This is a genomic window from Rhizobium sp. WW22, from assembly GCF_047041135.1.
GTDB lineage: Bacteria > Pseudomonadota > Alphaproteobacteria > Rhizobiales > Rhizobiaceae > Rhizobium.
Genome location: NZ_CP178199.1, coordinates 1617718 through 1642667 on the forward strand (window position 1 = coordinate 1617718; position 24950 = coordinate 1642667).

The window sequence follows — 24950 nt, forward strand, 5'->3', positions numbered from 1 at the left end:
AAGGAATAGAGCTAACGCTTGAATTAAAATAGTTGGGCCATCTGTAGGAGGATCACATGGCCCAGCTAGCCTTCAAAAGCCACGAGCGGAACTCGCCCGACGATCGCGTCGACTGGCGCCGGGTTGCCTATCTCGTTCACCTCTCCCGGGCTCTCGACGAGATGGAGGAGAAGCGTCTCGTTCCGGAAAAGAAGGTTCTCTATCAGTTTTCCGCACGCGGCCACGACATGGCGCAGATCCTCCTTGGAATGCAGCTGACAGGCCTGCACGATGCGACCTGTGGCTATTATCGCTCACGACCGCTGTTACTCTCGCTTGGCGTCGATCCGGCCGATGCGCTCGGCTCGGCCATGGGCCGCGCCGGCGGCTATTCCGACGGCCGCGACATCGGTGTCGTCTTCAACTATCCGAACCATGCCGGCGCCTCGGCCTTGCCCATGTGCGGTGGCGTCGGAGCACAATACACGCCGACGGCCGGCTGGGCGCAGGCGATGAAATATTATGCCACCACATTGGGCCGCGAGGAGTATGCGCGGGATATCGGTGTTGTGCTTGGCGGCGATGGCTCCGTTGCCTCGAATGGCTTCTGGGCTGCATTGACCGCTGCCACGACGCAGGCGCTGCCGATGCTGTTCTATATCGAGGACAATGGCTTTGGCATCTCGGTTCCCTCGACCGCACAGACCCCAGGCGGAAATATCGCAGCCAATCTCGCGAGCTGGAAAAATCTCGCAATCTTCGACGGCGACGGATGCAACCCGGCCGAAGCCGCTCATCTGGTGCAAGATGCCGTCTCGTTTGTTCGTGACGAACGCAAGCCGGCGCTTCTCAGGCTCACGGTTCCGCGCCTCGAGGGCCACAGTTTTCAAGACACGCAGACCTACAAGAGTGAGGAAACCGTAAAGCGCGAATGGGAGCGGGATCCCCTGCCGCGCCTGAAGGATTTCCTCGTTCCCGCCGTGATGACGATGCGGGAATGGGATGCTTGCGAAAGCGAAGCGCGCGATATAGCCGAAAACGCCCGCGCGCAAGCTGAAAACAGGCCGGTCGCCGCCCCCTCCTCCGTAACCCGCCATGTATTCTTCGACGGCGATATGCAGACGATGGGCGGGCAGCATCCATCCGGATATGAGCCTCCAGCGACAACGGATGTACCGGAAACCTCCGGCCCACGCATCAACATGGTCACGGCCATTCGCAGAACACTCGAACACGAGATGACGATCAACGAGCGCGTTGTCGTGTTCGGCGAGGATATCGGCCCCAAGGGCGGGGTTCATGCCGTCACCCTCGGCATGCAGGAAAAATTCGGCAGCGAGCGGGTTTTCGATACTTCGCTATCCGAAGAGGGCATCATCGGCCGTGCTGTCGGTATGGCGCTCGCCGGGCTCGTCCCCATTCCGGAAATCCAGTTTCGGAAATATGCCGAACCGGCGACCGAACAGCTGAACGATTGCGGCACCATCCGCTGGCGTACCAACAATCGCTTCGCAGCCCCCATCGTGGTCCGCATGCCCGGCGGCTTCTTCAAATGCGGCGATCCCTGGCACAGCCAAACCAACGAAGTGGCCTTCGTCCATCAGCCAGGCTGGAAGGTTGCAGTTCCATCGAATGCAGAGGATGCCGTCGGCCTGCTGCGCACCTCGATCCGCGGCAACGACCCGGTCATCTTCTTCGAGCATAGAGCCATGCTCGATCACGCTTGGGCGCGTCGCCCCTACCCCGGCGACGATTTCGCGCTGCCCTTCGGCAAGGCGAAGCTGACGCGGACCGGCAGCGCCATCACCATCGTCACCTGGGGCGCAATGGTGCAGCGCTGTGAGGAGGCGGCGGAAGGCCTGTCCGCGGATATTATTGATCTTCGCACCCTGATGCCCTGGGATCACGAGGCCGTGCTTGCATCGGTCGCCAAAACCCATCGCTGCCTCATCGTTCACGAAGATCTCGAAGCCGCAGGCTTCGGCGCGGAAATTGCCGCCGTCGTTGCAGACAAGGCCTTCACGGATCTCGATGCGCCGGTCTCTCGGCTCGCCATGCCGGATATTCCGAGCCCACATAACCCGGTGCTTCTCGACTGGGCTGTGCCGTCCACCGAGCGGATCGCCAAGCGCATTGCCGAAGTCCTGGAGTTTTAGGAATGACTGGTATCATCGAGATCACGGCTCCGATCGAACAGGAGGGCACGAAAGCGGTTGTGCGAAACTGGCTGAAGCGGATCGGCGACCACGTGAAAGAAGGCGATGCGCTTGTCGAACTGGAAACCGACAAGGTCACCCAGGAGATAGCGGCGCCATGCGACGGTATCCTGAGCGAAATTGCGATGGAGGATGGCGATGACGCCACGCCGGGGGCGATCCTCGGGCGCATGAGCATCGAAAACGCGAGCGGTGCTGCAGCGCAAGCGGCCGATGTTCCGTTGCAGATACAGCCGGCCTCACTTGCCACGGCCTCCGCCGCCGCTTATCATTCACCCGCCGTTCGCAAGGCCGCCGAGGAATACGGGATCGACCCGGCCAGTCTGAAAGGCAGCGGCAGGGATGGGCGAGTCACACGCGCCGATATGGATCATGCGCTGAAAGCCGCCAAGCCGCATCCATCCGCGCCGGTGCCGCAGCAGGCTGAGGCTGGACAGACCCCGCCGGCAGTCGCGGCTGGCGGCAAATCTCGCATCGTTCCCCATTCCGCCATGCGGCTTTCGATCGCAAGGCATATGGCCCAATCCCTGTCGACAGCGCCGCAGGTCACCGCAATCTTCGAGGCCGATTTCACGGCGATCATGCGTCATCGCGAAAGCCACAAGAACCGACTGAAGGCCGAAGGCGTGAACCTATCCTATACTGCCTATTTCGTGGCGGCATCCGTTGCGGCCATGAAACTCGTCCCCGAAGTCAACAGCCAATGGCATGATAACAATCTCGAGATCTTCGAAGATATCAATATCGGGATCGGTATCGCATTGGGCGATAAGGGCCTGGTCGCGCCGATCATTCGGCAGGCGCAGAATCTCCAGCTTGAGGCGATCGCCGCAAGGCTCCAGGATCTGACGGACCGGGCGCGATCCAATGTGCTCAAGGCCGACGATATGAAAGGCGGAACCTTCACGATCTCCAATCATGGCGTTTCCGGCTCGCTGGTCGCATCTCCCATCATCATCAACCAACCGCAATCCGCCATCCTCGGCATCGGCAAGCTGGAGAAGCGTGTCGTCGTTCGCGAGGTCGATGGGGCCGATACGATCCAGATCCGCCCGATGGCCTATGTGTCCCTGACGATCGACCATCGCTCCCTGGACGGCCACCAAACGAACGCGTGGTTGTCGGAATTCGTGCGGGTTCTGCAGGATTGGCCGCAATAGGGAAAGAGATGGGTCAATGAATAAGACAGCGTTTTTCGACACCCTTACGGAACAGAAGCCCGATCCCCTGCTTGGACTGATTGCCAAGTTCGCGGCCGACCCGAGGCCCGGAAAGATCGACCTCGGCGTTGGCGTCTATCGCGATGAAACCGGCCGAACGCCGGTCATGAAAGCTGTCAAGGCAGCCGAGCATCTTCTCTGGGAAACGCAGCAATCCAAATCCTATATCGGTCCGGAAGGCGATCCTGTTTTCCTTAGAGCATTAGCGTCCGAAGTCTTCGGCGAGCGCCATGGTGGCAAGCCGGTCGCGGGAATTCAGACACCGGGCGGCACCGGCGCTCTGCGCCTGGCTGCGGAACTGCTTGCTCTCGACAAGCGACGGAAAATCTGGATCGGCACGCCCACTTGGGTCAATCACCAGGCAATCTTTGCCAGCGTCGGCCTTCAGATCGCAACCTATCGCTTCTTCGACATTGAAAAGCAGGCCGTTCTCGTTGACGAGATGCTGACAACCCTGCGGAACGCTGCTCCCGGCGATGCCGTGCTGCTGCAAACGAGCTGCCATAATCCGGCAGGCGCCGCGTTATCGCCGCAAAACTGGCGAGATATTGCCGACATCATCGCTGCCAATGGATTGATCCCGCTCTTCGACAATGCCTATCAAGGTCTTGGACGTGGACGCGTTGAAGATGCGGCCAGCATGATTGATGTCATCGAAACAGTCGCTGAGGCCATAGTTGCCGTCTCCTGCTCCAAATCCTTCTCGCTCTATAGGGAGCGCACCGGCGCGGCCTATCTCTTCGGGGATCGGCAGGCATCCTTGAGCAAAGCTATAGGCAATCTCGCAAGCTATGCCCGCACGAGCTATTCCATGCCGCCCGCGCACGGAGCAGCCATCGTCGCCGCAACCCTTGAGGACCCCTCACTGCACCGGACCTGGGTCGATGAACTCAGCGAAATGCGCACGCGCATCGTCGAGATCCGCCAGGCTGCTGCCGAGGCTTTTGGCCAATTCCGCGCGGAGCTCGCCAATATCAGTTCGCAGGAAGGCATGTTCTCCCTGCTGCCGATCTCTCCGGAAAATGTTCGGCAGCTTCGCTCCGAGCATGGCATCTACATGCCGGATTCCGGTCGGATCAACGTGGCCGGGATGCGGGTCAAGGATATTGCATCCGTAGCGGAGCGCATCGGTCCCTATCTGACTTGAAGGCTGCGACAACGAGCAGCCGCCATGGGCTTTGACGGACAGCAGGAGGCCGACCTGCACGCCGGCCTCGCGAGAAGCAAGCCGCTCCATAATGCGGTTCAAGACACTATTACTGCACCAGCACGGGCTGCGTACATCTCGCGTCGGTGACGCTTACATCAGCCTGGCCGATACCGATGCCGAGGAGACCGAGCGTGCCGTATAGAACCTGATCGAGCGGCGCGGTCACGACCGACAGCGTGTCAGCAATGGCCGAGAGCACGTCCTTCGGCGTCCCGAGCGTCAGGAAGAGCAATTGGATGGTGATGGTGGCGTTTTTCAGGAGCGAGGAGACCGTGGATGTCAGGACGCTGTTGGTAGAAACCGTCTTGATCGTGCTGGCCGAAATCTCCGGAGGCTGAAAGGTCAGTCGCGTCGGGCTCATGTTGGCGATATCGACCTGCGCGCTCGCGATCACTTTCAGAAGAAGGGAATCGATGATCGCAGCCGGCGTGACCCGCGGTTCGGAGCCGAAATTTACGAAGGCAGATGTGTTGACGTCGCCCAGATCCACTTCGGCAATACCGGGTACGGCATCTATGCCGACGACGGCGTTTGGCATGGAGCCGCCGACACAGGTGATCGAAGCAAGCTTCGCTTCAGCAGGGGCAAGCTCGATATAAAGGGGAACCCTGAGCTTCAGCCCGGCGATCAGCGAAAGGCCGGTAACGGCGACTTCAAGCGCCGCACGGACCTGCGGCGTTCGAACGATCGTGCCCGGTGCACCCACGGCCAGGGCCGGCGTCTGCTGGGACATTTCACCGATCGCCAGCGTCAACTTTGCCGTGGCGACCCCGGGGAGCGCCACCCCGAGATCAAGTGCGATCTGCCTTTGCTGGTTGGCAGCCATTGCCGTGGTGGAAATGAGATCCAGCACGTTGATATTGGCAGTCATATTGGGGGATGTGCCGACAATATTGCGCCCCAGCGGACCGAGATTGACGATATCCTGCAGTTTTACGGTCAGTTTCGTGGTACCGAGCGTTTTGCCCAGATTATTGATGAGGGTGACGACTCCGGCCGAAAGATTCGTCGATTTGCCGAGAGCGCCGAGAATCTTGTCGTAGGTGACGTCGGTTGCCAGAAGCTCGTTATAGCTTACGCCGGTAAGCTTGAGGTCGGTTGCCAGCAGATTGAGAAAGCTCAGAAGATTGACATTTGCACTGATGAGCGACTGATAGTCGACAACCTTCAGGGAGACCTGAGTTCCGAGCAGAGCGCCAAGCAGCTGGTTCAGAATACCGCCATTGAGGCTCGCAAGCCGCGATCCAACTGAAAAGGCGGCCAGACGCTCGCTGGACGCGGTGCCCGTCGCGCTCAAGGTCGGCGGTGTAGCAAAGGCGGAAGCGAAAGGCATCACCGCCTTCTGGGTCAGTGTCACCTTGACGGAATCATATGGCGCGGCTCCCGTCGACGAGAAGCGGTTTGCCAGCGGGACCGATGTGTCCGCCGTATAGGTGCCGAGCACGAAATTGGCGACTGTCTCATATTGGCCGGAGGTAGCCGCGGCCGCACTGACGAGCCCGTTGCTTGTCATATAGTTGGCGCCGGCGGCAACAGCCGCGGTGGTGCCGTTGCTTTGGAGATTGTTCAAAAGTGCAGTCTGCGCATTTGTAATATTGGAAGCGGCCGATATCGCACCAATGTCGCTCAACTGCTGCAGGCGTCGCTGCTGCAGCGTCATCATGCCATAGTCGACGCCGAGACCAAGGCAATAGAGGATCAAAGGCGAGACGAGCGCGGTCGTGATCGCGACGTTTCCTCGCTTGTCTTTAAGCGACGCGAACCGGCCGAGAAGCTGTTTCATTACAGACCTCCCAAGCGAATGGTCGAATAGCGGCGGATGGTGGAATCCGGCATCGCGAAGGTATAGAGGTTCCAGATCGGAAGATCCGACGCGTCATAGCTGGCGCTGACCGTAAACTGGTTGGCATTGGTCGGATCTGTGGCGACGGTCACCGTCAACTTGGTCTTGTCGATGAAAGCATCGTTGATGGTCGAATTGGTGACGAAGCTCTGAACCAGCTGGCTTCGCTCGTTTGCCGATAGCCCGGCGATTGCCGTGCGGGCGGCGTCGGCGGTCAATTGCTGCAGCGAATGAGCGGCAGTGAGATAGATGGCAAAGGCAATCAGCGTCAGAAGCAGAAGGAAAAAAAGCGGTGCGATGAGTGCGAATTCGACCGCTGCGGCTCCCTCTTTCTCCCTGTTGAAATGAGAAACACGATACATGGTCCTGTCTCCTTTGATGACCATCGTCTTGCGATGACGGTCGAGGAGAGCTTAGGCTTCGGACGTTAATTTTATATTTCTAAATAAGATATCTTCTAATATTATTACATCTTAAACGATATTGAATATTCGACCTAATTACCGTGCATGGGCAAATGTTCGCGACGACAAACGTCAAGTATTGCCCATCCGCCAAATCGAATTTCCACGGCGTCCCACGATGGGGGTGAAGCGCGATGCTCCCTTCCCAACGTTGCTTCCTGCCCGCACCGCACGTTCGACGGCACCAGCCTCTTCGATGCCCGGATCAACAGCAGACATCTACTTTTTCTTCGGCACCAGATCCCAGCCGCCCTGGACGTTTCTCACGAAACGGCAGTTTCCCTTGTAATAAGTGACGGCGCCCGTCCGATCCACCTTGATGGAGGTCGGCAGCGATTGTGCTCCCGCCTTTAGCCGCTCGACCATATCGAGCGCCTCCTGCCTCTTTCCCGCGCGGATCAGTGCCATCAGCTTTGACTCGTGTTTCATCCTCTGTACTCCCATTGGTGGAGGTCTAAGGGCGGGCGGAATTTGCGATTGGTCAGTCCTATTTGCATATTGATCACCCCATTCGGCGTTGCATAAGCAGCGAACGCAGTGCCACAGCCACCACGCAAACGCTGGAAACAAGAAAGATTGCGCCCGACATCGCATAGATCGTCGGAGAAGCGCCGGAATTCATCTTGCCGAAGAGCACGACCGGCAACGTGTTCTGACGGCCGGCCAGATAGAACGCGCGCGTGAACTCGTTGAGCGACAGCAGGAACGAAAAGATGAAGGCACTGACAAGACCGGGCCGGATCAGTGGCAGAATAATATCCCAGAATTGCCGGAAGCGACCGGCGCCGAGATCATCAGCCGCCATCAAATAGGACCTCCTGACCGCGGCAAAGCTCGTCAGGATGACGATGAAGGCGAAAGGCATCGCCCATAGCAGATGGCCGGCAATGACAGTCAAAGCCGATGCCTTCACGCCGGCGCGGCTGATCACGGTCGAAAGCGCCAGCCCCTGGATGACGCCTGGGACGAACATCGGCAGCAGCACAGTCAAAAACCACAGGCTGCGCCCGCGATGAAGCTCACGATGCGCCAGCACCGCGCCGAGCGACAGCAGCGTCGCAATGGCAGCCGTCGCAAACGCAATGACGATCGACTGGCCGAGCGCGGCGACGAGCGCGCTTTCCGAGCCGAGTGCGAGGTACCATTTCAGGGTGATGTCGGAGAAATGCGGCAGTCCCGGCTGCAGCGCCGGGTTAAACGAGACACCGAGCAAATAAAGCGGCGGCGCATAGATCACGATGAGGCCGAAGATGGTCAGCGCCCAGATGACAATGCGCGGGGCCATTCCTTCCCTGACGATCATTGGCCTCGCTCCTCGAATAGCGAGGAGAGGCCGAACAAGGCATCCCCGATCAGCACCAGTCCAAAGACGATGACGAGCATCAGCGTCGAAATCGCAAAGGCGAGCGGAAAATTGGCGACGCGCATGACGTCGTTGATCATCACCGAGACGATCGATGCGCCGGCACCGCCGAGCATCTGCACTTCCGTTGAAGAGCCGGCAACCATGACGAAGACGAACAGGAAACCGGCGAAGACGCCGGAATAGGTCAGCGGCAGCAAGACGGTGCGGACCATCGTCCAAAAACCCGCTCCGAGATCGCGCGATGCCGCCAGCGCGATCGGATCGACACGGCGCATCGAGAGCAGGATGGGGAAGGTTGCGAACGGCAGGTAGGAGGCGACAAGCCCGACGATGACCGCAAAATCGCTGAACAGCAGCCAGTCAATCGGCGCGTCAGTGATGCCGACCTGCTGCAGAAGCGTGTTGATGACACCGGTGCGACCGAGCAGCAGCCGCCAGGAGAAGGAACGAATGAGATAGGACGTGAAAAACGGGATCGTAAGCAGGGCCGCAAGCACGACAGACAGGGTGCGCCCGGCCAAAAAATACATCGCGTAGGCGGTGGGATAGGCAATGACGAGGCAAATAGCTGACGTCAGGAACGCCTTGCCGAGCGTGGACAGGAACACGCTCCAGCGCCCGGCTTCCAGAATAGCGCCATAGGCGGCGAGGCTGAACTCCGGCTTGATCCAGTAGGTGGCGGAATCCCAGGCACAGAAGCTCCAGACCACGACAAGAACGAGTGGCGCGAGGCCAAGCGCGATAATCGCCGCGAGCGGAGCGGTCAGCAATAGAACGGATGTCTTCATGGTCTAATCCTCCTTCTCTCGGCGTTGATCCCATCGGCTCGGGGCCGGCCTGTCCCTCGACAGATGTGCCAGCCCCGATCCATCGTGTTAAATCAGGCGTTGCGCAGCTTCTGCCACCACTCTTCGTAAAGTTGGAAATTGTCCGGCCGGCAATTCTGCCAGTAGACCTTTCCGGAGAACTTGGCCTTCACATGCTCGGCCAGCTTGGCGACGTCATCGGCCTTGTATTCATCCGGATGGGCCTTGGCGTAGGCGAGGTTGTTGTCGGTCGGCACGAGGTAGCCACGCGCCTTGCCGAGCTCGCAACCATAGAGGCCGGCAAGCAGCGCATCAACGAACTTGTGGGCGACGTCGGCCTTGCCGCGTTCCGTGGCACCCTTGAGCAGCACCGTATTGTTGCCCCAGCCTTCATAGCCTTCGACGGGAGCTGCATACTCCACCTGAAGTCCGCGCTTACGGCCTTCATAGACGATCGGCTCCCAGCCGGTCATGGCGTCGACTTCCTCGTTCGCCACCAACTGCACGCCCTGTTCCCAGCCGTTCCAGAAGGTACGGAACTGGCCATCCTTCTTGTGCTTGATCAGGAACTCCATGACGAGGCCAAGCTCGGATTCCGTCAGGTTGCCCGGCTCCTTGATCGGCTTGTTTTCGGCTTCCTTGAGGTAGATGGCCGTAAAGATGGCGCTGTTGATCCACGCGTCTTCCATCGCGACCCGGCCCTTGAGCTTCGGATCGAAGATGACGCCATAGCTATCGACCTTGCCGAGCTTGTCGGGGCGATAGATGATGGAGTCGGCGTTGACGACCGTCGGGATGCCGTACTGTTTGCCCTCATAGGTCAGGGTCGGAATATCCTTGGCCCATTGCCAGATGCCCACGAAATTCGGGATCTTGGAGACGTCCCAAGGAGCAATCAGGCCCTGCTTGGCAAGTTCCCGTTCGGCGCCACCCTGGAAGCCGCCGACATCAAAGAGATCGTTGGCATTGCCGGCGGCAAGGCGTGCGACCACCGGGCCGACATCATTGCCGTTGTCGGTAAACTCCGGCGAAACGCCGCTCTGCCGGGTAAATTCCTGCCACTTGTCGCCGATATCAAGCGTGGCGGTGCCCCAGAATGCTACCGTTGCGTCATCGGCCATGGCCGGTGTTGTGGCCAATCCACCAAAGGAGAGCGCAGCCGCGCCGGCCCCCATCAGTTTGAGCATGTCACGGCGCTGCATATTGCTCCTCAAGGCGGAGGAGGCGAAATCATTGCTTTTATTCATCGTGTCATTCCCTTCCCTCATTTTTTGCTTAGTTCAGCTATTCGGGTTCTACTCATCGCCTCCAGCCAAGGCCGTTCTTCCGGAATGATCGATCAGGAGCGCAGCACCCGGCTTCAAACAAACGCGCACGCTTTCCCCCGGAGAGGGCGGAATTGCGTCCGCGCTGGTCGTTAAAACCACACGCTGGCCGTCGGCGAAAGCGAGCGTAACGTCATGGCTGAGTCCGCGATAGATGCTTTCGACAACCTTAAGTTCAATTATTTCGGCCACTTCCTCGCCAGCTGAGATAAGTTCAACCCGGTCCGGGCGGATTGCGACGAGCGCATCGGCTGGGGGCACCGCTCCGGAGAAGCTGGCACTGATGCGCTGTCCGGCAATCGTAACGAGAGCCGTGCTGCCTGAAATCGAGATGCTTTCGGGCTTGAGGAGCGTATCGATACCGACGAAACGGGCAACGAAGGCATTGGCCGGCGCCTCGAAGAAGCGCGACGGCACGTCGGTCTGCTCGATCCGCCCCTTGTGCATGACCGCCATGCGATCCGAAAGACTGAGTGCCTCGTCCTGATTGTGGGTGACGAGAATGAAGGTCGCGCCGGTCCGTTTATGAAGCCGTCCGAACTCATCACGCATTTGCTGGCGCAGCCGTTCGTCCAGCCCGGTCAGAGGTTCGTCAAGCAGCAAGATACCCGGTTCCATGACGAGAGCGCGCGCCAGCGCGACGCGCTGGCGCTGGCCACCTGAGAGAAGATTGACGTCGCGATCTGCAAAACCCGAAAGTTCGATCAGGTCCAACGCGCCATCGACCTTCGTTTTCAAGGCAGCACCGGACAACCCGCGCAACTTCAGGCCGTAGCCGACGTTCTGAGCGACATTCATATGCGGGAAGAGCCCGAGCGACTGGAAAACGGTATTGACCGGCCGGAGATTGGCAGGAACATCAGCCATGTCCTTTCCGTCGAAAAGCACACGTCCCGAGGTCGGCCTGTCGAAGCCGCCGATCAACTTCAGCAAAGAGCTTTTGCCGCAACCGGACGAGCCGAGCAATGTAAAGAACTCCCCGGCTCGGATGTCGAGCGTCACGTCGTCGACGGCACGCGTCGGCCCGTAATTTCTGACGATATGGTCGAGACCGATCGCTATCGCCATATCAGACGCTTCCCCCATCGCTTTCGCGGATGAGCAGCAAGCCCTCCTCGCTCACTTCCAGTTCCTGTCCGACAACAACCAGCGACGTCGCGGTTGCCTCTTCGATGATGAGAGGGCCGGCAATCCTCTCGGAAGACGGCAGTCGTGTGCGCTCGTAGACGGGGCAGGACAGCCAACCGGTCGTGCCGCCGAAATAGACTTCGCGGTGCCCCTTGAAGGCTGCATCCAGCGATCGGCCGACACGATCGAGTTTCGGGATGGCGATGACCGGGCCGTGGAGCACCGCTTCGAGATGGATCATCGTTATCTCGACCGGCGAAGCGGGCAGACAGAAGGTGTATGCACGCTCATGCGCGGCATGAAAGCGTTCCGCAAAGCTTTCGGCATCATCCTCCATTACGAAGAAAGCGAAGACGCCGTGCTCTTGCCCGCGATAGCGGGCTTCGACGCGGCAGACATAACGTACTTCCGCCGCATCACCTTTGGAGAAATATTTGACCGCCTCACGCTTCAATTCGTCAAACCGGCGCTTGAGATTGCTGACGGCTTCCGGACTAAGGGGAGCGAACCACGTGCTGCGGAAATCGGCGCGCGGTTCGGCCGCCAGCATTCCCCAGGCCGAAAAGATGCCGGGATGCGGCGGCACGACAGTCATCTTCACGCCAAGATCGCGCCCGAGACGCGCAGCAAGCGCAGGTCCCGCGCCCCCGGAAATGACGAAAGCGGCATCGCGCGGATCATGCCCACGCTGGACCGTCACCAGCTTCAGCGCATTGATCATCGACGCATGCGCGATTTCGACGATTGCGAGCGCCGCATCCTCGACCGATAACCCCATCGGCTTAGCAACCGTCGCAATTGCCGCGGCTGCCTTGGACTTGTCGAGCTGCATCTGGCCGCCGGCGAAGCTTGCCGGATCGAAAATGCCGAGCGTCAGCAGGGCATCGGAAAGCGTAGGCTTCTCGCCGCCCCGGCCATAGCAGGCCGGCCCCGGTGTCGATCCAGCACTTTGCGGGCCGACACAGAGCGCGCCACGCTCGTCGATGCGGGCGATCGAGCCGCCGCCGGCGCCGATTTCGACGATATCGACCACCGGCACCTGAACCGGATAACCGGGCGCGATGCGGGTATGTTCGAGCTTGTATTCGCTGTCGAGCGTCGGGCGGCTGTCATGGATCAGCGAGCATTTTGCCGTCGTGCCACCGACATCGAGCGACAGGACTTCGGATTCGCCAAGCACCGTGCCGATGCGCGCAGCACCCGCCACACCGCCGGCCGGGCCGGATTCCACCAGCGTCAGCGGGCTCATCTGCGCCTGATCGAAGGTGGAGATGCCGCCGTTCGACTGCATGGCATAGTAGGGGCAGGTGAGATCGCGCTCAGTCAACGCGCTTTCGAGCCGCGCAAAATAGCGCTTGATGATCGGCTGCACATAGGCGTTAAGCACGGCCGTATTGGAACGCTCATATTCCCGCCATTGGCGGGAAACCTCGTGGCTGGCGCAAACCGTGACATCCGGCAGCGCCTCGGCGATCGCCTTGACGCAGGCGATCTCATGTTCGGGATTGGCATAGCTATGGAGGAAAACGACGGCAACTGCCTCCACATTGCGAGCGCGGCATTCGCGAACGATCGGCTCGATATCCCCAAGCTCGATGGGTGTCAGCACCCGCCCCTTGGCATCTATACGCTCGCGCACCTCGAAGCGCAGGCTGCGCGGCACGAAGGCTTCCGGGCTCTTAAACTGTAGATTGTAGAGATCGGGACGATTGCCGCGGCCGATTTCCAGCACATCACGAAATCCCGCGGTCGTCACCAGCGCCGTCTTCACGCCCTTGCGTTCCGTGATCGCATTGATGACGGTCGTTCCGCCATGGGCGAAAAAGATCACATCGCGCGCCGAAAGCCCATCCTTCTTCTCGGCAAGTGCAATCGCCTCAAGGACGCCTTCGGACTGATCGTGAAGGGTCGTCAGGCTCTTGGCGGTGAAGATTTCGCCCGTGCGTTCATCATAACCGACGAGGTCGGTAAAGGTACCGCCTACATCCGTCGCCAGTCTGATCATGACGCCATGCCCTCTTCATATCCATACAGGCTGCGCGCCATCTCGCTGGTGATATAGCCGTCCTCGACATCGCGGCGGACCTGCTCCCGTTCGCGAGCACGCGGATCGCCCCAACCACCGCCGCCGCCGGTGATGATCCGCACGAGATCGCCGCGCTTCAGCTCGATATGCGGCTCGCGGCCGAAATTGTGGACTTTCCCGCTGTTCTCCTCCACCTGCAGAAGATTGATGCTGCCGGACTTGCCGCCTTCTATTCCCCAGGGAGGCGTGTCGGTTCGCCCAAAGCTGCAATAGGCGGAAGCGCCGTCTCCGAGGATTTCATAATCGCGAATGACGCCGAAACCGCCGCGACGGCGCCCGGCCCCTGATCCACCTTCGACGTTGAGCCCATAGCGACGCACCAGCAAGGGAAAGCGCGCTTCGATGACCTCGACGGAGTAATTGTAGGTATCGCCGTCGGTGAGCGCGATCAGCGCATTGGCGCCGTCGCCGTCCCTGCTCGCTCCCCAGCCGCCATGCTGCGGCTCGATATGGATGAACGGCTGCCCCGCCTCGTCCTTGCCGGAAACATAGACGACGCAGAGGCTCGTATAGGAACCGGCGGAGAACCGCTCGGGCATCAGCTTGGCAAGAGCCTTCCAGACGAGTTCTGAAGCATGCACCGAGCCCTCGTAATACCAGCCCGTCGGAGAAGGCTTCTCGGCAGTGAAAACCGAACCTGTCGGCGCAATAACGGAGAGCGGCCGGAACCAGCCCTCATTGGAGGGCGCTTGCGGCGCGACCAGCGCCTTGAAAATGGTACGCACCGCCGATTGCAGCGCACCGGCCGCGCAATTGATCGGGCCCGCGACCGCGGGCGGGCAACCGGTGAAATCCGCCGTCAAGCGATCGCCGGAAATCGTGACGGCAACCTTGACCGAAATAGGATCGGTGGTGACGCCATCGCCGTCGATGATATCTTCCGCCTCATAGGTCCCGTCCGGCAATGTCGCAATGGCGGCGCGCGCCTGCTTCTCGCTCACCGACAGAAGGTGATCGAACGCGGCTTCGACGACATCGGTGCCATATTTGCGCGCAAGCTCGGCCATGCGTCTGGCGGCAACGCGGACGGTCGCAACCTGCGCCGTGAGATCGCCTATCGCGACTTCGGGCAGACGGACATTCTCGCGGATGATGCGGAGGACCTCGCCCGAAAAGCGATCGCTACGCATGACTTTCACGCCCGGCAACCTCAACCCCTCTTGGAAGACGGAGGTCGCATTGGGCGCTAGCGAGCCCGGAACCGAGCCACCGACATCGAGATAGTGCGCAACATTGATGGCATAGGCCAGAATCCGGCCATCGAAGAAGATCGGCTTGACGATGGCAAAATCGCAGGCATGCGTGCCGCCGGAATAAGGATCGTTCGTAAGCAGAATATCGCCATCCTGGAGATCATCGCCGTAAAGTGCGATCAGCGATTTGACCTGCGTGCCGAACGTGCCGGTAAAGAGGGTGATGCCGTTCATCTGCGCCACCAGCTCACCGTCACGGGTGAGAAGACCACAGGCAAAATCAAGCACCTCGTAGATCACAGGGCTCATCGAGGTTCTGGCCATGACCACGCCCATCTCGTCGACGGTGGCTGCCAGCTTGCCCTCGATAATCTCCTGTGTCACCGGATCGACGACGATCACGAATCTACCTCTCATCACTATATTCGCACGAGTGCAGATTAGGTGTTTTTTCGTCTATCGATAGCCTCTCCGATGGGTGGGCGGAGATGCCAAAACCCACCCGAACGGGTAGGTTATCGATCAAGCACGCCTTTTTGACGTGCCGCCGTCACGGCCGCGGTCCGAGTCGAGACGTTGAGCTTCGCAAAGATATTGCGCAGGTGAAACTTGATCGTATTGTCGGACAAGGCGAGCATCCGGCCGATTTCCTTGTTGGAAAGCCCCGAGCTCAGCAATTCCAGCACCGTGCGCTCCCGGCCTGTGAAAACAGAACCATCTTCACTGCCGACGGCCGGCTCTTCCGATACGTCCGCATCCGTAAATAGCGATTGAAGGCGCTGGCGGGTAATCGCTGCGACGGTCGGATGTTTGACAAGCGCACGAAGCTCTGAAAGCGCTACCGGGTGGCCAAAACGAAGCAGGTTGCGATAATCGGCAAGCGGCGTCGTCAATACGAGATCGGATAGGCGAGCGGCGGCAGGTTCGCTTTGACCCTCCGCCAGGAGAATTTCGATTTCGATGAGGGCAAGCTCGATCGCACGCGGAACATGCGGGCGCTGCGTCTGGCGCATCATGAATTGATCGAAGATCTCGCGCGCCTTGACCTTGTCGCCAAGGGCCAGATGGGTGCGGGTCCAGAAGATAGCCGGCGTGGCTCCGCGCAAATGAATGGCCAGCGCATTGGCGCGATCCGAAGCGACTGCCTGCATGCCAAAACCATTGGCCTCGGCATGGCGGATTGCATGATCGAGATCGCCGGAGGCCATGAGCAGCATGGCGCGCTCCCCATCGATCAGCCGCGTGAGCCGTTCGAAACTACGGCGTCTCGCAGTAGCGCGGATGCGGTCCATGGCTGCATGCGCGGCGAGCAGATCCCCACGCATGCGCAGGACCCGCTGTTCGGCCATGAAGCCGGCAGCCAGAAGATCGAACCAGGTATCGTGCAGCTCGAGATGCGGCAGCGCCCATTCGAGCATCTCCGCCGCGGTTTCCGCCTCACCGCGCATCGACAGAACCTCGGCCTTCAATACCTGGCCGACGGCATCGAGATCGCTGCCTGGACCAATATTGGTCTGGGCTTCGCAGATCAGTTCCTCGTAGGCCGACAGAGCGCTCGCACAATCGCCGGATAGAAAGAAAGCCTGGCCGATATGGGTATAAAGGTGCATGGCGCCGAAATCGGCGGCGCCGTCGCGAAAGGCGCGAATGGCCAGATGCCCGTAATGCAGAGCCCGGTCAAGCTCGCTGCGGATCAGAAAATTGTAGGAGAGCATGTTGAGCGCAAGCGCCCGATGAATGAGCTCCATTCCATCCGGCTGCCGCAGATCGTCCTCAAGAGCGGAAAGGTCGGCCGCACTCGCCCAATGGTCGGTATAAAGCGCCAGGAGGATGCGCACCACGCGCACATCCTTTGCCAGGATCGGATCGCCGACGGCCACCCGATCGGCGATGGCGAGATAATGATTGGCCGCCGCAAGCTGCGCCGCCTTCGCGTTGAAGATCGAAAGGCCGAGGGTCGCAAGTGGAAAACGGGCCAGATCGATTTCCGAGGCATGTCCGCTCAAGGCCTGAAACAATGTTGCGCCGCCGCGGGTGGTGGCATAGACGCGCCGCCATCCGCCGGCGGTTTCGACAATGCGCGCCGCAAGATTGGCATCGCCTGCGGAAAGCGCATGATGAACCGCACGGTCTATGTCGCCCCGTGCCTCGAACCAGTGTGCCGCACGATTAAGAGCGCGATTGGCATCGACACCTCTGCGACTGGCGGTTTTCTTGAGGAACTCGTTGAAGACGGGGTGAAACCGCATCCAGTTGCCGGGGCCGGCAAGCAAGGTCACCGGAAGCGCGTATTCGGCCAGGCTTTCGCAGAGGTCGGCACGCTCTCTGCTGTCCAGCACCGCTTCGAGCAGAGAATGATTGAAAGCCGGAAGGGCGGCCGTGTCGATGAGAAACTGGCGTATATCCTCGGGTAGATGCTCGAACACCTGCTCCGATAGATAAGAGCCCATATCCGTATCGCCGCCATCGAAAGAGGCAAGGATGCTGTCGCTTTCATCCGATTCCGATACGAGCAGGCTCACCATCTGCAGTGCGACCGCCCAGCCTTCGGTCCGGCGATTGAAGGAACCGATCTGCTCCTCCGTCAGATGAGTGCCCTTCCCGGCAAAAAGCTCTCCTGCTTCGGCATCGCTGAAGCCAAGCTCGGCAACGCCGAACTGCTTGAACTCACCACGCAGCCGCAAGGCCGAGAGCGGAAAGCGTGGTGGGCTGCGGCTGACCAGCACCAGCTTGACATGTTCGAGCGAGAGGTCGGCGAGGATCTTCGCCATCAGCGCCTCGGTCGCATCCGTCTGCGCGAAATGATAATCGTCGAGAAAGACGACGAGCGGTCCTTCGATCTTGCGCAGGCGGGTCGCCAGCACCGAAAGCAATGCTGCAGCCGGAAGGTTGCCGGCGTCGGCACCATCTTCATGAAGCAGCGTCTGCAAGGCATCGATCAATGCAAGCAGAAAGGCTTCCTGATTGGTGTGTTCGGAATCGAGCGACACCCAGCAGAGCTTGACCCCATCCGCCTTCAGCAGCTCGTACCATTGGACGGCAAGCGAGGTCTTGCCGTAGCCGGCAGGTGCGACAATGGTCGTCAAACGGCGCAGCCCGGCGCGCCGGAGCTGCCGCAATAGGTCGCTACGTTTGATTGTTTGCTGCCCGCTCGACGGGGGAGCAAATCGATTCTGTCCACTCATGGGGCGGGATGATGATGTCTTGGCAGACAGTTTGCAACCCACGCGAAAACGTTTGCAAAGCCGGTTTTACCTATCTTTTGGAAGAAACCGCCTTACAGGCAAGGGTTGATCTCTGACAAAATTGCAACGGAAAAGTTGAAGCTTTCAGAAATAAGGCATGCCAAGGGAGAAAACGACCCCAACTGCCCATGAATATGCTCGGACCAATGAAATTTTTCCGTTTCTGCCTTTAAACGGTCCGTTAGGGATTTGTTGACCATAATTGGAGGGTATAGCGATGCCGCAGGCGCGGCGCCTCTGATTTCTGTTTCTCTTAGCAAGGGCGAAAGTCGTATCCGTGCATCACGTGATCTTTTCCATTCCGGCGGCATTTTTCGCCACGACTTTCTCGTTCATCGCTTTCCGGGTGGCGCTGATCGCGATGCTGATGCTCGGCGCCTTTGCCGGTTCGGCGGCGGCCGAGGACAGGGCACTCAAGCTCTTCTTCACGCATACGGGGGAAAGGTCGACCATCGTCTTCAAGCGTAACGGCAAATATGACCCGCGCGGCCTTGCTCAAATCAACCGCTTCTTGCGCGACTGGCGAAAGAACGAGCCGACCAGGATCGATCCGGAATTGCTCGATCTCGTCTGGGAAGTCTACCGCCGCAGTGGCGCCAAAGAGTCCATTCACGTGGTTTCGGCCTACCGCTCTCCGTCGACCAACAGCATGCTGCGCAACCGCTCGCGCAGCTCCGGCGTTGCCAAGCACAGCCAGCACACGCTCGGCAAGGCAATGGATTTTTACATTCCCGGCGTAAAGCTCGCGAGCTTGCGCGCAATCGCCATGCAGATGCAGATCGGCGGCGTGGGCTTCTATCCCAATTCCGGCTCGCCCTTCGTGCATCTGGATGTTGGCGGAGTGCGCGCATGGCCGAGAATGTCGCGCCAGGAGCTTGCGCGGCTTTTCCCCAATGGACAGACGCTTCACGTGCCGGCAGATGGCAGGCCACTGCCGGGTTACGACGTAGCGGTCGCACAATCCAAAAAGCGCCCTTCCCAGATGGCGAGCAAAATCACGGCCGTTGATGACGATAGCGACGATGCCGGATCATTCACAGCGTCTCGCAACGTCGAACCCGACCGCAGCCTTTTGACCAGCATGCTGCCAACCCCCAGAAGCCGGGCCGTGGATGGGCTGGAAGCTCAGCTTGGCAAGCGGGTGGCTGAGGAAAGCAAGACCCAACCCTTTGCCGACCTCGCGGCCTATGCCGTTCCGCTGCCGGCGTGGCGGCCGACCAGCAGCATCGTCGTCATCCCCACGACCGCGCCGGAAAGACCAGCTCCCACTGCCGTGCTCGCCAGCCTGGTCGTGGGACGCAGCAACGCTGGAAAGCTCGTCGTGTCTGACAATGTGGAGAATACGGCCGAGAGCGCCATGGCAAAGATGCAGCCGATCGCTGCCCTTCCCTCGGCGGCTGCGCAAGATGTCTCAGCCGGTGTAGGAGACATGTCGACGGGGGCGATCGTCGCCTGGGCTTTGCGTCCGCCAGGCATGGCCGTCGACATGACGCTACCAGGCCTCGTCAGCGCGCCCATTCCGATGCACGACGACATGGCGGAGGCCCAAGCCGGAGCCATCAGCTATGATGGCGACGATTTCGACGTCGAGCGGTTCGGCTTCGAAGGCTGAGGCGAACTCGCACCATCTAGTAATACGATGCGCCCCGGTCGGAATTGCTCAGACCGGGGCGATCCATTTTATTTCGCGATCGCGACAGATGCCACTCAACCCGCCATGTATTGAATGTTGCAGCGGCCGTGCACTGAAGATTTCTGCACATGCGCGCGCACCCCGAAAACGCGCTCGATTAACTCCTGCGTCAGCACCTCTTCAGGCGGGCCTGCCGCAACGACCTCGCCATTTTGCAAAACAGCAAGGCTGTCGCAAAACATGGCCGCGAGATTGAGATCGTGCAGCGCCACGATGGAGGTGACATCGAGCTTGGAGACCAGGCCGAGAATATCGAGCTGATGTTGGATATCGAGATGGTTCGTCGGCTCGTCAAGCAGAAGTTCGCTTGGAGTCTGGGCAAGCGCCCTCGCAATATGGACGCGCTGTCGTTCACCGCCCGATAAAGTTTGCCACGGCTGACCGGCGCGGCCTTGCATACCGACACGGGCAAGCGCATCGGAAACCGCCGCATCGTCGTGAGCGCTCCAGGCCGATAGGGACCGCGATGCGGCGTACGGCCGAGACGGACGACGTCCATCACTGTCACCTGCGTATCGGTCGTCGCCTGCTGCTCGACCAGCGCGATGCGGCGGGCAATATCGCTCCGCGAGATCGAGGCAATATCGCTACCGCCGAGCCGGATGACCCCGCTTTTGACCTTCCGCAGCCGGCAGATCAGCCTGAGCAGGCTGGATTTACCCGAGCCGTTCGGCCCAAGGAGCCCAAGCACCTTGCCTTTTTCCACCGTCAGACTGACGCCGTTGACGATGAGGCTATTGCCGGCTGCAAAGGTTACCGTGTCCACAGCAATGCTCATGCCGTCCTCCGGGTGCGATAGAGAATGAGGGCGAAGGCCGGAGCCCCGAACAAGGCCGTGACGACGCCGATCGGCAGAATCTGCTGGGGAATGATGACCCGCGAGATGATATCGGCGGCGACCATGAAGATGGCGCCGGCCAGAGCCGCTGCCGGCAAAAGCCGGTCATGGCTCGGCCCGACAACGAAGCGGGCCGCATGCGGAATGACGAGCCCGACGAAACCGATGGAGCCGACGATGCTGACGACCGCTGCCGTCATGAAAGCCGTCACGCCGAGCAGAACGACTTGGGCGCGCTTGACCGCAATGCCAAGCGATGCGGCAGCATCCGTGCCGAAGATGAAGGCATCGAGCACGCGGACATGCGCCATGCAGACGGCGAAGCCGATGATGGCGACCGGCCCGGAAAGATAAACGTCCGGCCAGCGCACGCCGCTCATGGAGCCGAGAAGCCAGAACATGACGCCCCTCGCCTGCTCCGCATTGGCCGAGGTGGTGACGATATAGGAGGTGAGCGCGTTGAAAAGCTGCGAACCGGCGACGCCGCATAGAATGATGCGCTCGCTCGTGCCACCGACCCCGGCGGCAAGCAGGCCGACGAAAAGAAAGGCTGCAACTGCGCCGAGGAAGGCGCCGCCGGAAAGGCCGAGAATGCCGTAGCCAAGACCGAGGATCATGATGCAGACCGCTCCGGTGGAGGCGCCGGCGGAAATGCCCAGCACAAAGGGTTCGGCGAGCGGATTGCGCAGCAACGCCTGCAAGACCACCCCGCTCAAGGCAAGCGACGCACCGGTGCTTGCAGCAACGAGCGCGCGGCTCAGGCGATAGTCCCAGACGATCCCCTGATGGATCCGGCTGAGTTCGAAGCTCGTTCCGAACAACCGGTTCGAAACGGCCTTTACTGTGGTCGACAGCGGGATCGAAATCTCGCCGATCGATACGGCGAGGCTGATCATGAATGCCAGAAGAATGACGGCAGCCATGGCGAGCGCCAAGAGCGCCCACCATGCCCTGCGTTTTGCGGCGAGACCCATATCTTACTGCGCCAGGCCGAAGGACTTGATGCCCTTGGCCAATACTTCAATGCCGTCGATGGTGCGGATGGTCGGGTTCATCGACTGCGCATCCATCATGACGAAACGCTTGTTCTTAACGGCGTCGAGCTGGCTGGTGACTGGATCTTTTTCGAGGAAATCGACTTTGACCTTCGGATCGTCGGCCGCATAGCGGCGGCGGTCCATGGTGGCTATGACGATCACGGCCGGGTTGGCCTGCGAAATGGTTTCCCACCCGACCATCGGCCATTCTTCTTCCGTCGTCACCACGTTTCTGGCGCCGAGCGTCTTCAGGATATAGGCCGGCGCGCTGTTCTTGCCGGCGATATAGGCATCGCCATTGACCTCCTTGCTGGAGAACCAGAACACGATCGGAAGATCCTTGGCCTTGGCAGCGGCAATCGAAGCGACTGCATCCGCCTCGCGCTTTTTCAGATCCGCGATCAGGGCATCGCCGCGATCCCTAACGTCGAAGATCTGCGAGAGCTCGGCGATTTCGTGATAGACCAGATCCATCGTGAAAAGCTCCTTGCGCACACCATCGCCGCCATCGGTATTGACCTTGGCGACACAATCGGTCGGAGCAACATAGGTATTGATCCCGAGTTCCGAAAATTGCTGGCGTGTGCCGACGGAACCCTGCGCGCCGACATGCCATTCGAATTCGGCAGCGACGAGATCCGGAGCCTTGCCAACGACGGATTCGAAGCTCGGATCGTTATCGGCGAGCCGCGGGATCTTGCCGTTGACTTCGGCATATTGCGGCAGAACCGGGCCGACCCAGACCGCCGTTCCGGCAATCTTGTCGGCAAGGCCGAGCGAAAAGAGGATTTCACTCATGCCCTGGCCGATCGAAACGATCTTGGCCGGAGCCTTTTCAAAAGTGACCTTCTGACCGCAATTATCGATGGTGAGAGGATATTGGGTGGCGGCAAAACCGGAGCCGGCAAAACCGGTCAGCCCAAGTGCAAATGCAATGGTCGTCAAAAAATGGCGCATGAAAGGTCTCGATAGGATTAAGGAAACGGGGCGGCGTCAGCGCGATCGCGCTGAGAAAGACGGCCGCCGGCTGCGGAGATCCCAATCAAGGCCGATAGGTGTCGGATAATGTCGAAGGCGCAGGTCAATCATTCTCTGTCCTTTCCGAGCATCCCCGCCCGGCTGATTGGATCGTGATCGACGGCAGGTCTCCTGGCTTGCGGATATCTGACTATCATCGGCCTTCCCGCAAGCATGCTTGCAGTGGCGCGGCTCAAAGCCTCAGGAAGGAACCAGCAGGCTGGTCATTCCCGGATGATCGGCAATCCGCTTACAGTTGCGGGGGCAGCCACGGTCTAGGTCCCGCTTGGGTCATCCTCACCGTGTTCCCTATTAATCCCCGCGGAGTCTTCCTTGGGGAACCGTCACGTCCAGTTATTCCGGACTGCCCCGTTCCGTCAAGGACGCTTGGATAGAAATGAGACAGAGCACGCCATGCCCATGGGAAGGAAAGGCGGCGGGCCTATGCGGCCTCTGCCAGTTCCACACGATTTCTCCCGCCCGCCTTCGCCCGATAGAGCGCCTTGTCGGCGGCCTCGAGCACATGTTTGAAATCTGTCGTCGGTTCGAGGGAGCAGGCGATGCCGATGCTGACCGTGACATGGACGGCCTCCTGCTCGAACATCAAGGTCGTGTCCTCGATGTCCTTGCGAATTTTCTCCGCGACGGCAGCGGCGGCTCGCGTATCGGTGTTGGGCAGCAGCACGACGATCTCCTCGCCGCCATAACGGGCGGCAATATCAGTCTTGCGGACGGTTTGCCTGATGACATCGGCCAACCGCGCCAGAACGGTGTCACCGAAGGAATGGCCCCAGCTATCGTTGATCTTCTTGAAGTGATCGATATCGAGCATGATGATCGAGAAGGGGATACGCCGCATACCCGCTTCCTTGCTGCATCGATCGCCTTCGCGCTGCAGCACCCGGCGGTTGGGAAGCCTTGTCAGCGGATCGAGGCTCGCTTCGTTCTCCAGCGCGCGCTGGATGCCAATGCGATATTGCTCCCGCTGCAAGAGATCCGACAACAGCATGACGCCGAGGATATTGACGATCGTCACCGGAAGTGTCGCCGAGATAAGAAGGGCGCGCGCAACCGTCCACGGAAAAAGGAAAACAACCACAATGGATGAACAGGTCGCCAGACCGAACAGAGCCGATCGCCGCCATCCCGTGCCGGTCCATTGCCGCGGCAGCAGAGTGAGTACATAGCCCGCGATTGCAACGATTACGATGCCGGCTACGCCGACCACCGCGCCCATGCCGCCCACCATGTACCGAAACAGCGCCATCATCGCCGCAGCGACAATGGTTCCCAAAAGGCCGCCATAGATTGGCGTAAGGACAAGGAGGATCGACCGGCCATCCTGGATCACACCTGGCATCCATTGGATGGGATCGCCCATGGACAGGATGCCGACCAGCCCGAACAACAGCCCGACGGCCACGGATTTCAAAGCGCCGCGCTCGACGATACGGATGACCCAGGAATAGGCATAGACAATAATCGCCACCTGGCCGAGGACACGTATTAGCGAGATCAGATGTGTTTCGACTTCCATGGCGATTCCCAGTCTTCGCAACGCGCCGCGATAGATGAGCTGCGGCGGCATGGTCGAAGTCCTTATGAGATACCATGCGATCTCTAAAAATAGTTTATATGCCTCTCATCGATCGGCAGTGCGGCGGCATCGCGGCACGAATTGACGCATTGCGCTTGTGATGCGCCTGCCCTATGAATGAAACCTTATCCGCGAATGCGGTGGTGGGGACAAGCATGCGGAAGACGATTTCGCGAACATTTCAGTGGAGCGCGCGCATTCTTTGCGCCGTTGCGCTGTTGCTCGTCGGCTTCGCCCATCAACCGATCGTCGCAACCGCGGACGAAATATCCCCGATCGAGCTTGCCCAGTACCGGCTTCCGGATGGCTCCCTGCCCGTTCTTTGCATCACCTACAAGGATGCCGACGGCAAGGTGCACGGGAAAGCCTACGCACCCGGATGCGAGGCATGCCGGATTGCGTCCGCCGCGATGCTGCCTGCGCCTCCTACCGACATTTGTGAGCGCCTTGCCTCCCCGCGTGGAGAGACGGTCGTCGCACGATCGGAGGCGTTCCACCGCCAGCTTTATCCGCCGAATACAGGCCCGAGAGCACCACCCCTCCCCGACATCGTTGGCTGAACCGGCATTGCGGCTTTCGTCGCGATGCCCGCCGTCAACGCTGCCGCTTGCGCGACCATCACGTCGCGACATCTGAGGATTGGTGTTCACAGCTGCATCTTGCCGAACGAAGCAGGCCGATTGGTCG

General features: G+C 60.1%; 18 protein-coding genes, 1 pseudogene and 1 riboswitch. Of the genes and pseudogenes, 5 read left to right on the plus strand and 14 right to left on the minus strand.

The features are described 5' to 3' along the window. Positions 1-56: 56 nt before the first annotated feature. The 3 genes from ACK83U_RS26520 to ACK83U_RS26530 are packed head-to-tail and all read left to right on the plus strand — an operon-like array spanning position 57 to position 4562. On the plus strand, positions 57-2135 hold the full coding sequence (locus tag ACK83U_RS26520; RefSeq protein WP_112603212.1) for a transketolase C-terminal domain-containing protein: 2079 nt from the start codon (positions 57-59) through the stop codon (positions 2133-2135). Between the two features lie 2 nt (positions 2136-2137). Further along, entirely contained in the window at positions 2138-3355 is a 1218-nt protein-coding gene (locus tag ACK83U_RS26525; protein WP_112603210.1) for a 2-oxo acid dehydrogenase subunit E2, read from the plus strand. Positions 3356-3371: 16 nt separating this feature from the next. Further along, positions 3372-4562 (plus strand): amino acid aminotransferase, encoded by a 1191-nt coding sequence (locus ACK83U_RS26530; protein ID WP_112603208.1) that lies wholly within the window; start codon positions 3372-3374, stop codon positions 4560-4562. Between the two features lie 109 nt (positions 4563-4671). On the opposite strand, the gene ACK83U_RS26535 is transcribed toward ACK83U_RS26530, so the two are convergent. The 10 genes from ACK83U_RS26535 to ACK83U_RS26580 all read right to left on the minus strand — a co-directional run bounded on the left by ACK83U_RS26535 (position 4672) and on the right by ACK83U_RS26580 (position 17922). Continuing rightward, on the minus strand, positions 4672-6408 hold the full coding sequence (locus ACK83U_RS26535; protein ID WP_112603206.1) for a pilus assembly protein TadG-related protein: 1737 nt from the start codon (positions 6406-6408) through the stop codon (positions 4672-4674). Beyond that, a complete protein-coding gene (locus ACK83U_RS26540) occupies positions 6408-6830 on the minus strand; it encodes a TadE/TadG family type IV pilus assembly protein (RefSeq protein WP_112603204.1) in 423 nt (140 codons plus the stop codon). Before ACK83U_RS26540 ends, ACK83U_RS26535 begins: the two co-directional genes overlap by 1 nt. 321 nt (positions 6831-7151) lie before the next feature. Next, on the minus strand, positions 7152-7361 hold the full coding sequence (locus ACK83U_RS26545) for a hypothetical protein (protein WP_112603202.1): 210 nt from the start codon (positions 7359-7361) through the stop codon (positions 7152-7154). A 73-nt stretch (positions 7362-7434) separates the two neighbouring features. Further along, complete coding sequence (locus tag ACK83U_RS26550; protein ID WP_112603200.1) at positions 7435-8235, minus strand: ABC transporter permease; 801 nt, start codon at positions 8233-8235, stop codon at positions 7435-7437. Continuing rightward, positions 8232-9086: an ABC transporter permease gene (locus ACK83U_RS26555; RefSeq protein WP_112603198.1), complete on the minus strand. Its 855-nt coding sequence runs from the start codon at positions 9084-9086 to the stop codon at positions 8232-8234. The genes ACK83U_RS26550 and ACK83U_RS26555 overlap by 4 nt, the downstream gene beginning before the upstream one ends. Before the next feature lie 92 nt (positions 9087-9178). Beyond that, positions 9179-10351, minus strand: a complete 1173-nt coding sequence (locus ACK83U_RS26560) for a substrate-binding domain-containing protein (RefSeq protein ID WP_112603196.1) — start codon at positions 10349-10351, stop codon at positions 9179-9181. A 48-nt stretch (positions 10352-10399) separates the two neighbouring features. Then, positions 10400-11497, minus strand: coding sequence for an ABC transporter ATP-binding protein (locus ACK83U_RS26565; RefSeq protein ID WP_112603194.1), 1098 nt, complete (start codon positions 11495-11497; stop codon positions 10400-10402). A 1-nt stretch (position 11498) separates the two neighbouring features. Continuing rightward, the gene (locus ACK83U_RS26570) at positions 11499-13562 is read right to left on the minus strand and encodes a hydantoinase/oxoprolinase family protein (RefSeq protein ID WP_112603192.1); all 2064 of its coding nucleotides are present in this window, start codon (positions 13560-13562) and stop codon (positions 11499-11501) included. Further along, positions 13559-15253, minus strand: a complete 1695-nt coding sequence (locus ACK83U_RS26575; protein ID WP_112603189.1) for a hydantoinase B/oxoprolinase family protein — start codon at positions 15251-15253, stop codon at positions 13559-13561. The genes ACK83U_RS26570 and ACK83U_RS26575 overlap by 4 nt, the downstream gene beginning before the upstream one ends. Positions 15254-15351: 98 nt before the next feature. Continuing rightward, complete coding sequence (locus tag ACK83U_RS26580) at positions 15352-17922, minus strand: LuxR C-terminal-related transcriptional regulator (RefSeq protein ID WP_412474927.1); 2571 nt, start codon at positions 17920-17922, stop codon at positions 15352-15354. Between the two features lie 436 nt (positions 17923-18358). On the opposite strand from ACK83U_RS26580, the gene ACK83U_RS26585 reads away from it, so the two are divergent. Continuing rightward, entirely contained in the window at positions 18359-19693 is a 1335-nt protein-coding gene (locus ACK83U_RS26585; RefSeq protein ID WP_412474928.1) for a DUF882 domain-containing protein, read from the plus strand. A gap of 95 nt (positions 19694-19788) precedes the next feature. Here the strand turns inward: ACK83U_RS26585 and ACK83U_RS26590 are convergent. The 4 genes and pseudogenes from ACK83U_RS26590 to ACK83U_RS26605 form a co-directional block, all read right to left on the minus strand. Further along, positions 19789-20552: pseudogene (locus tag ACK83U_RS26590) on the minus strand (ABC transporter ATP-binding protein). After that, entirely contained in the window at positions 20549-21586 is a 1038-nt protein-coding gene (locus ACK83U_RS26595; protein WP_112399814.1) for an iron ABC transporter permease, read from the minus strand. Before ACK83U_RS26595 ends, ACK83U_RS26590 begins: the two are co-directional and overlap by 4 nt. Before the next feature lie 3 nt (positions 21587-21589). Beyond that, complete coding sequence (locus tag ACK83U_RS26600) at positions 21590-22606, minus strand: ABC transporter substrate-binding protein (RefSeq protein WP_112603185.1); 1017 nt, start codon at positions 22604-22606, stop codon at positions 21590-21592. 164 nt (positions 22607-22770) lie between these two features. Then, positions 22771-23027, minus strand: a riboswitch (cobalamin riboswitch). 81 nt (positions 23028-23108) lie between these two features. Next, positions 23109-24254 carry a GGDEF domain-containing protein gene (locus tag ACK83U_RS26605; RefSeq protein ID WP_246712112.1) on the minus strand — a complete coding sequence of 382 codons (1146 nt, stop codon included), beginning with the start codon at positions 24252-24254 and terminating at the stop codon, positions 23109-23111. Positions 24255-24418: 164 nt separating this feature from the next. Here ACK83U_RS26605 and ACK83U_RS26610 point away from each other — a divergent pair, with 164 nt between their 5' ends. After that, on the plus strand, positions 24419-24823 hold the full coding sequence (locus ACK83U_RS26610) for a hypothetical protein (RefSeq protein WP_112399816.1): 405 nt from the start codon (positions 24419-24421) through the stop codon (positions 24821-24823). The last annotated feature ends 127 nt before the right edge of the window (positions 24824-24950 follow it).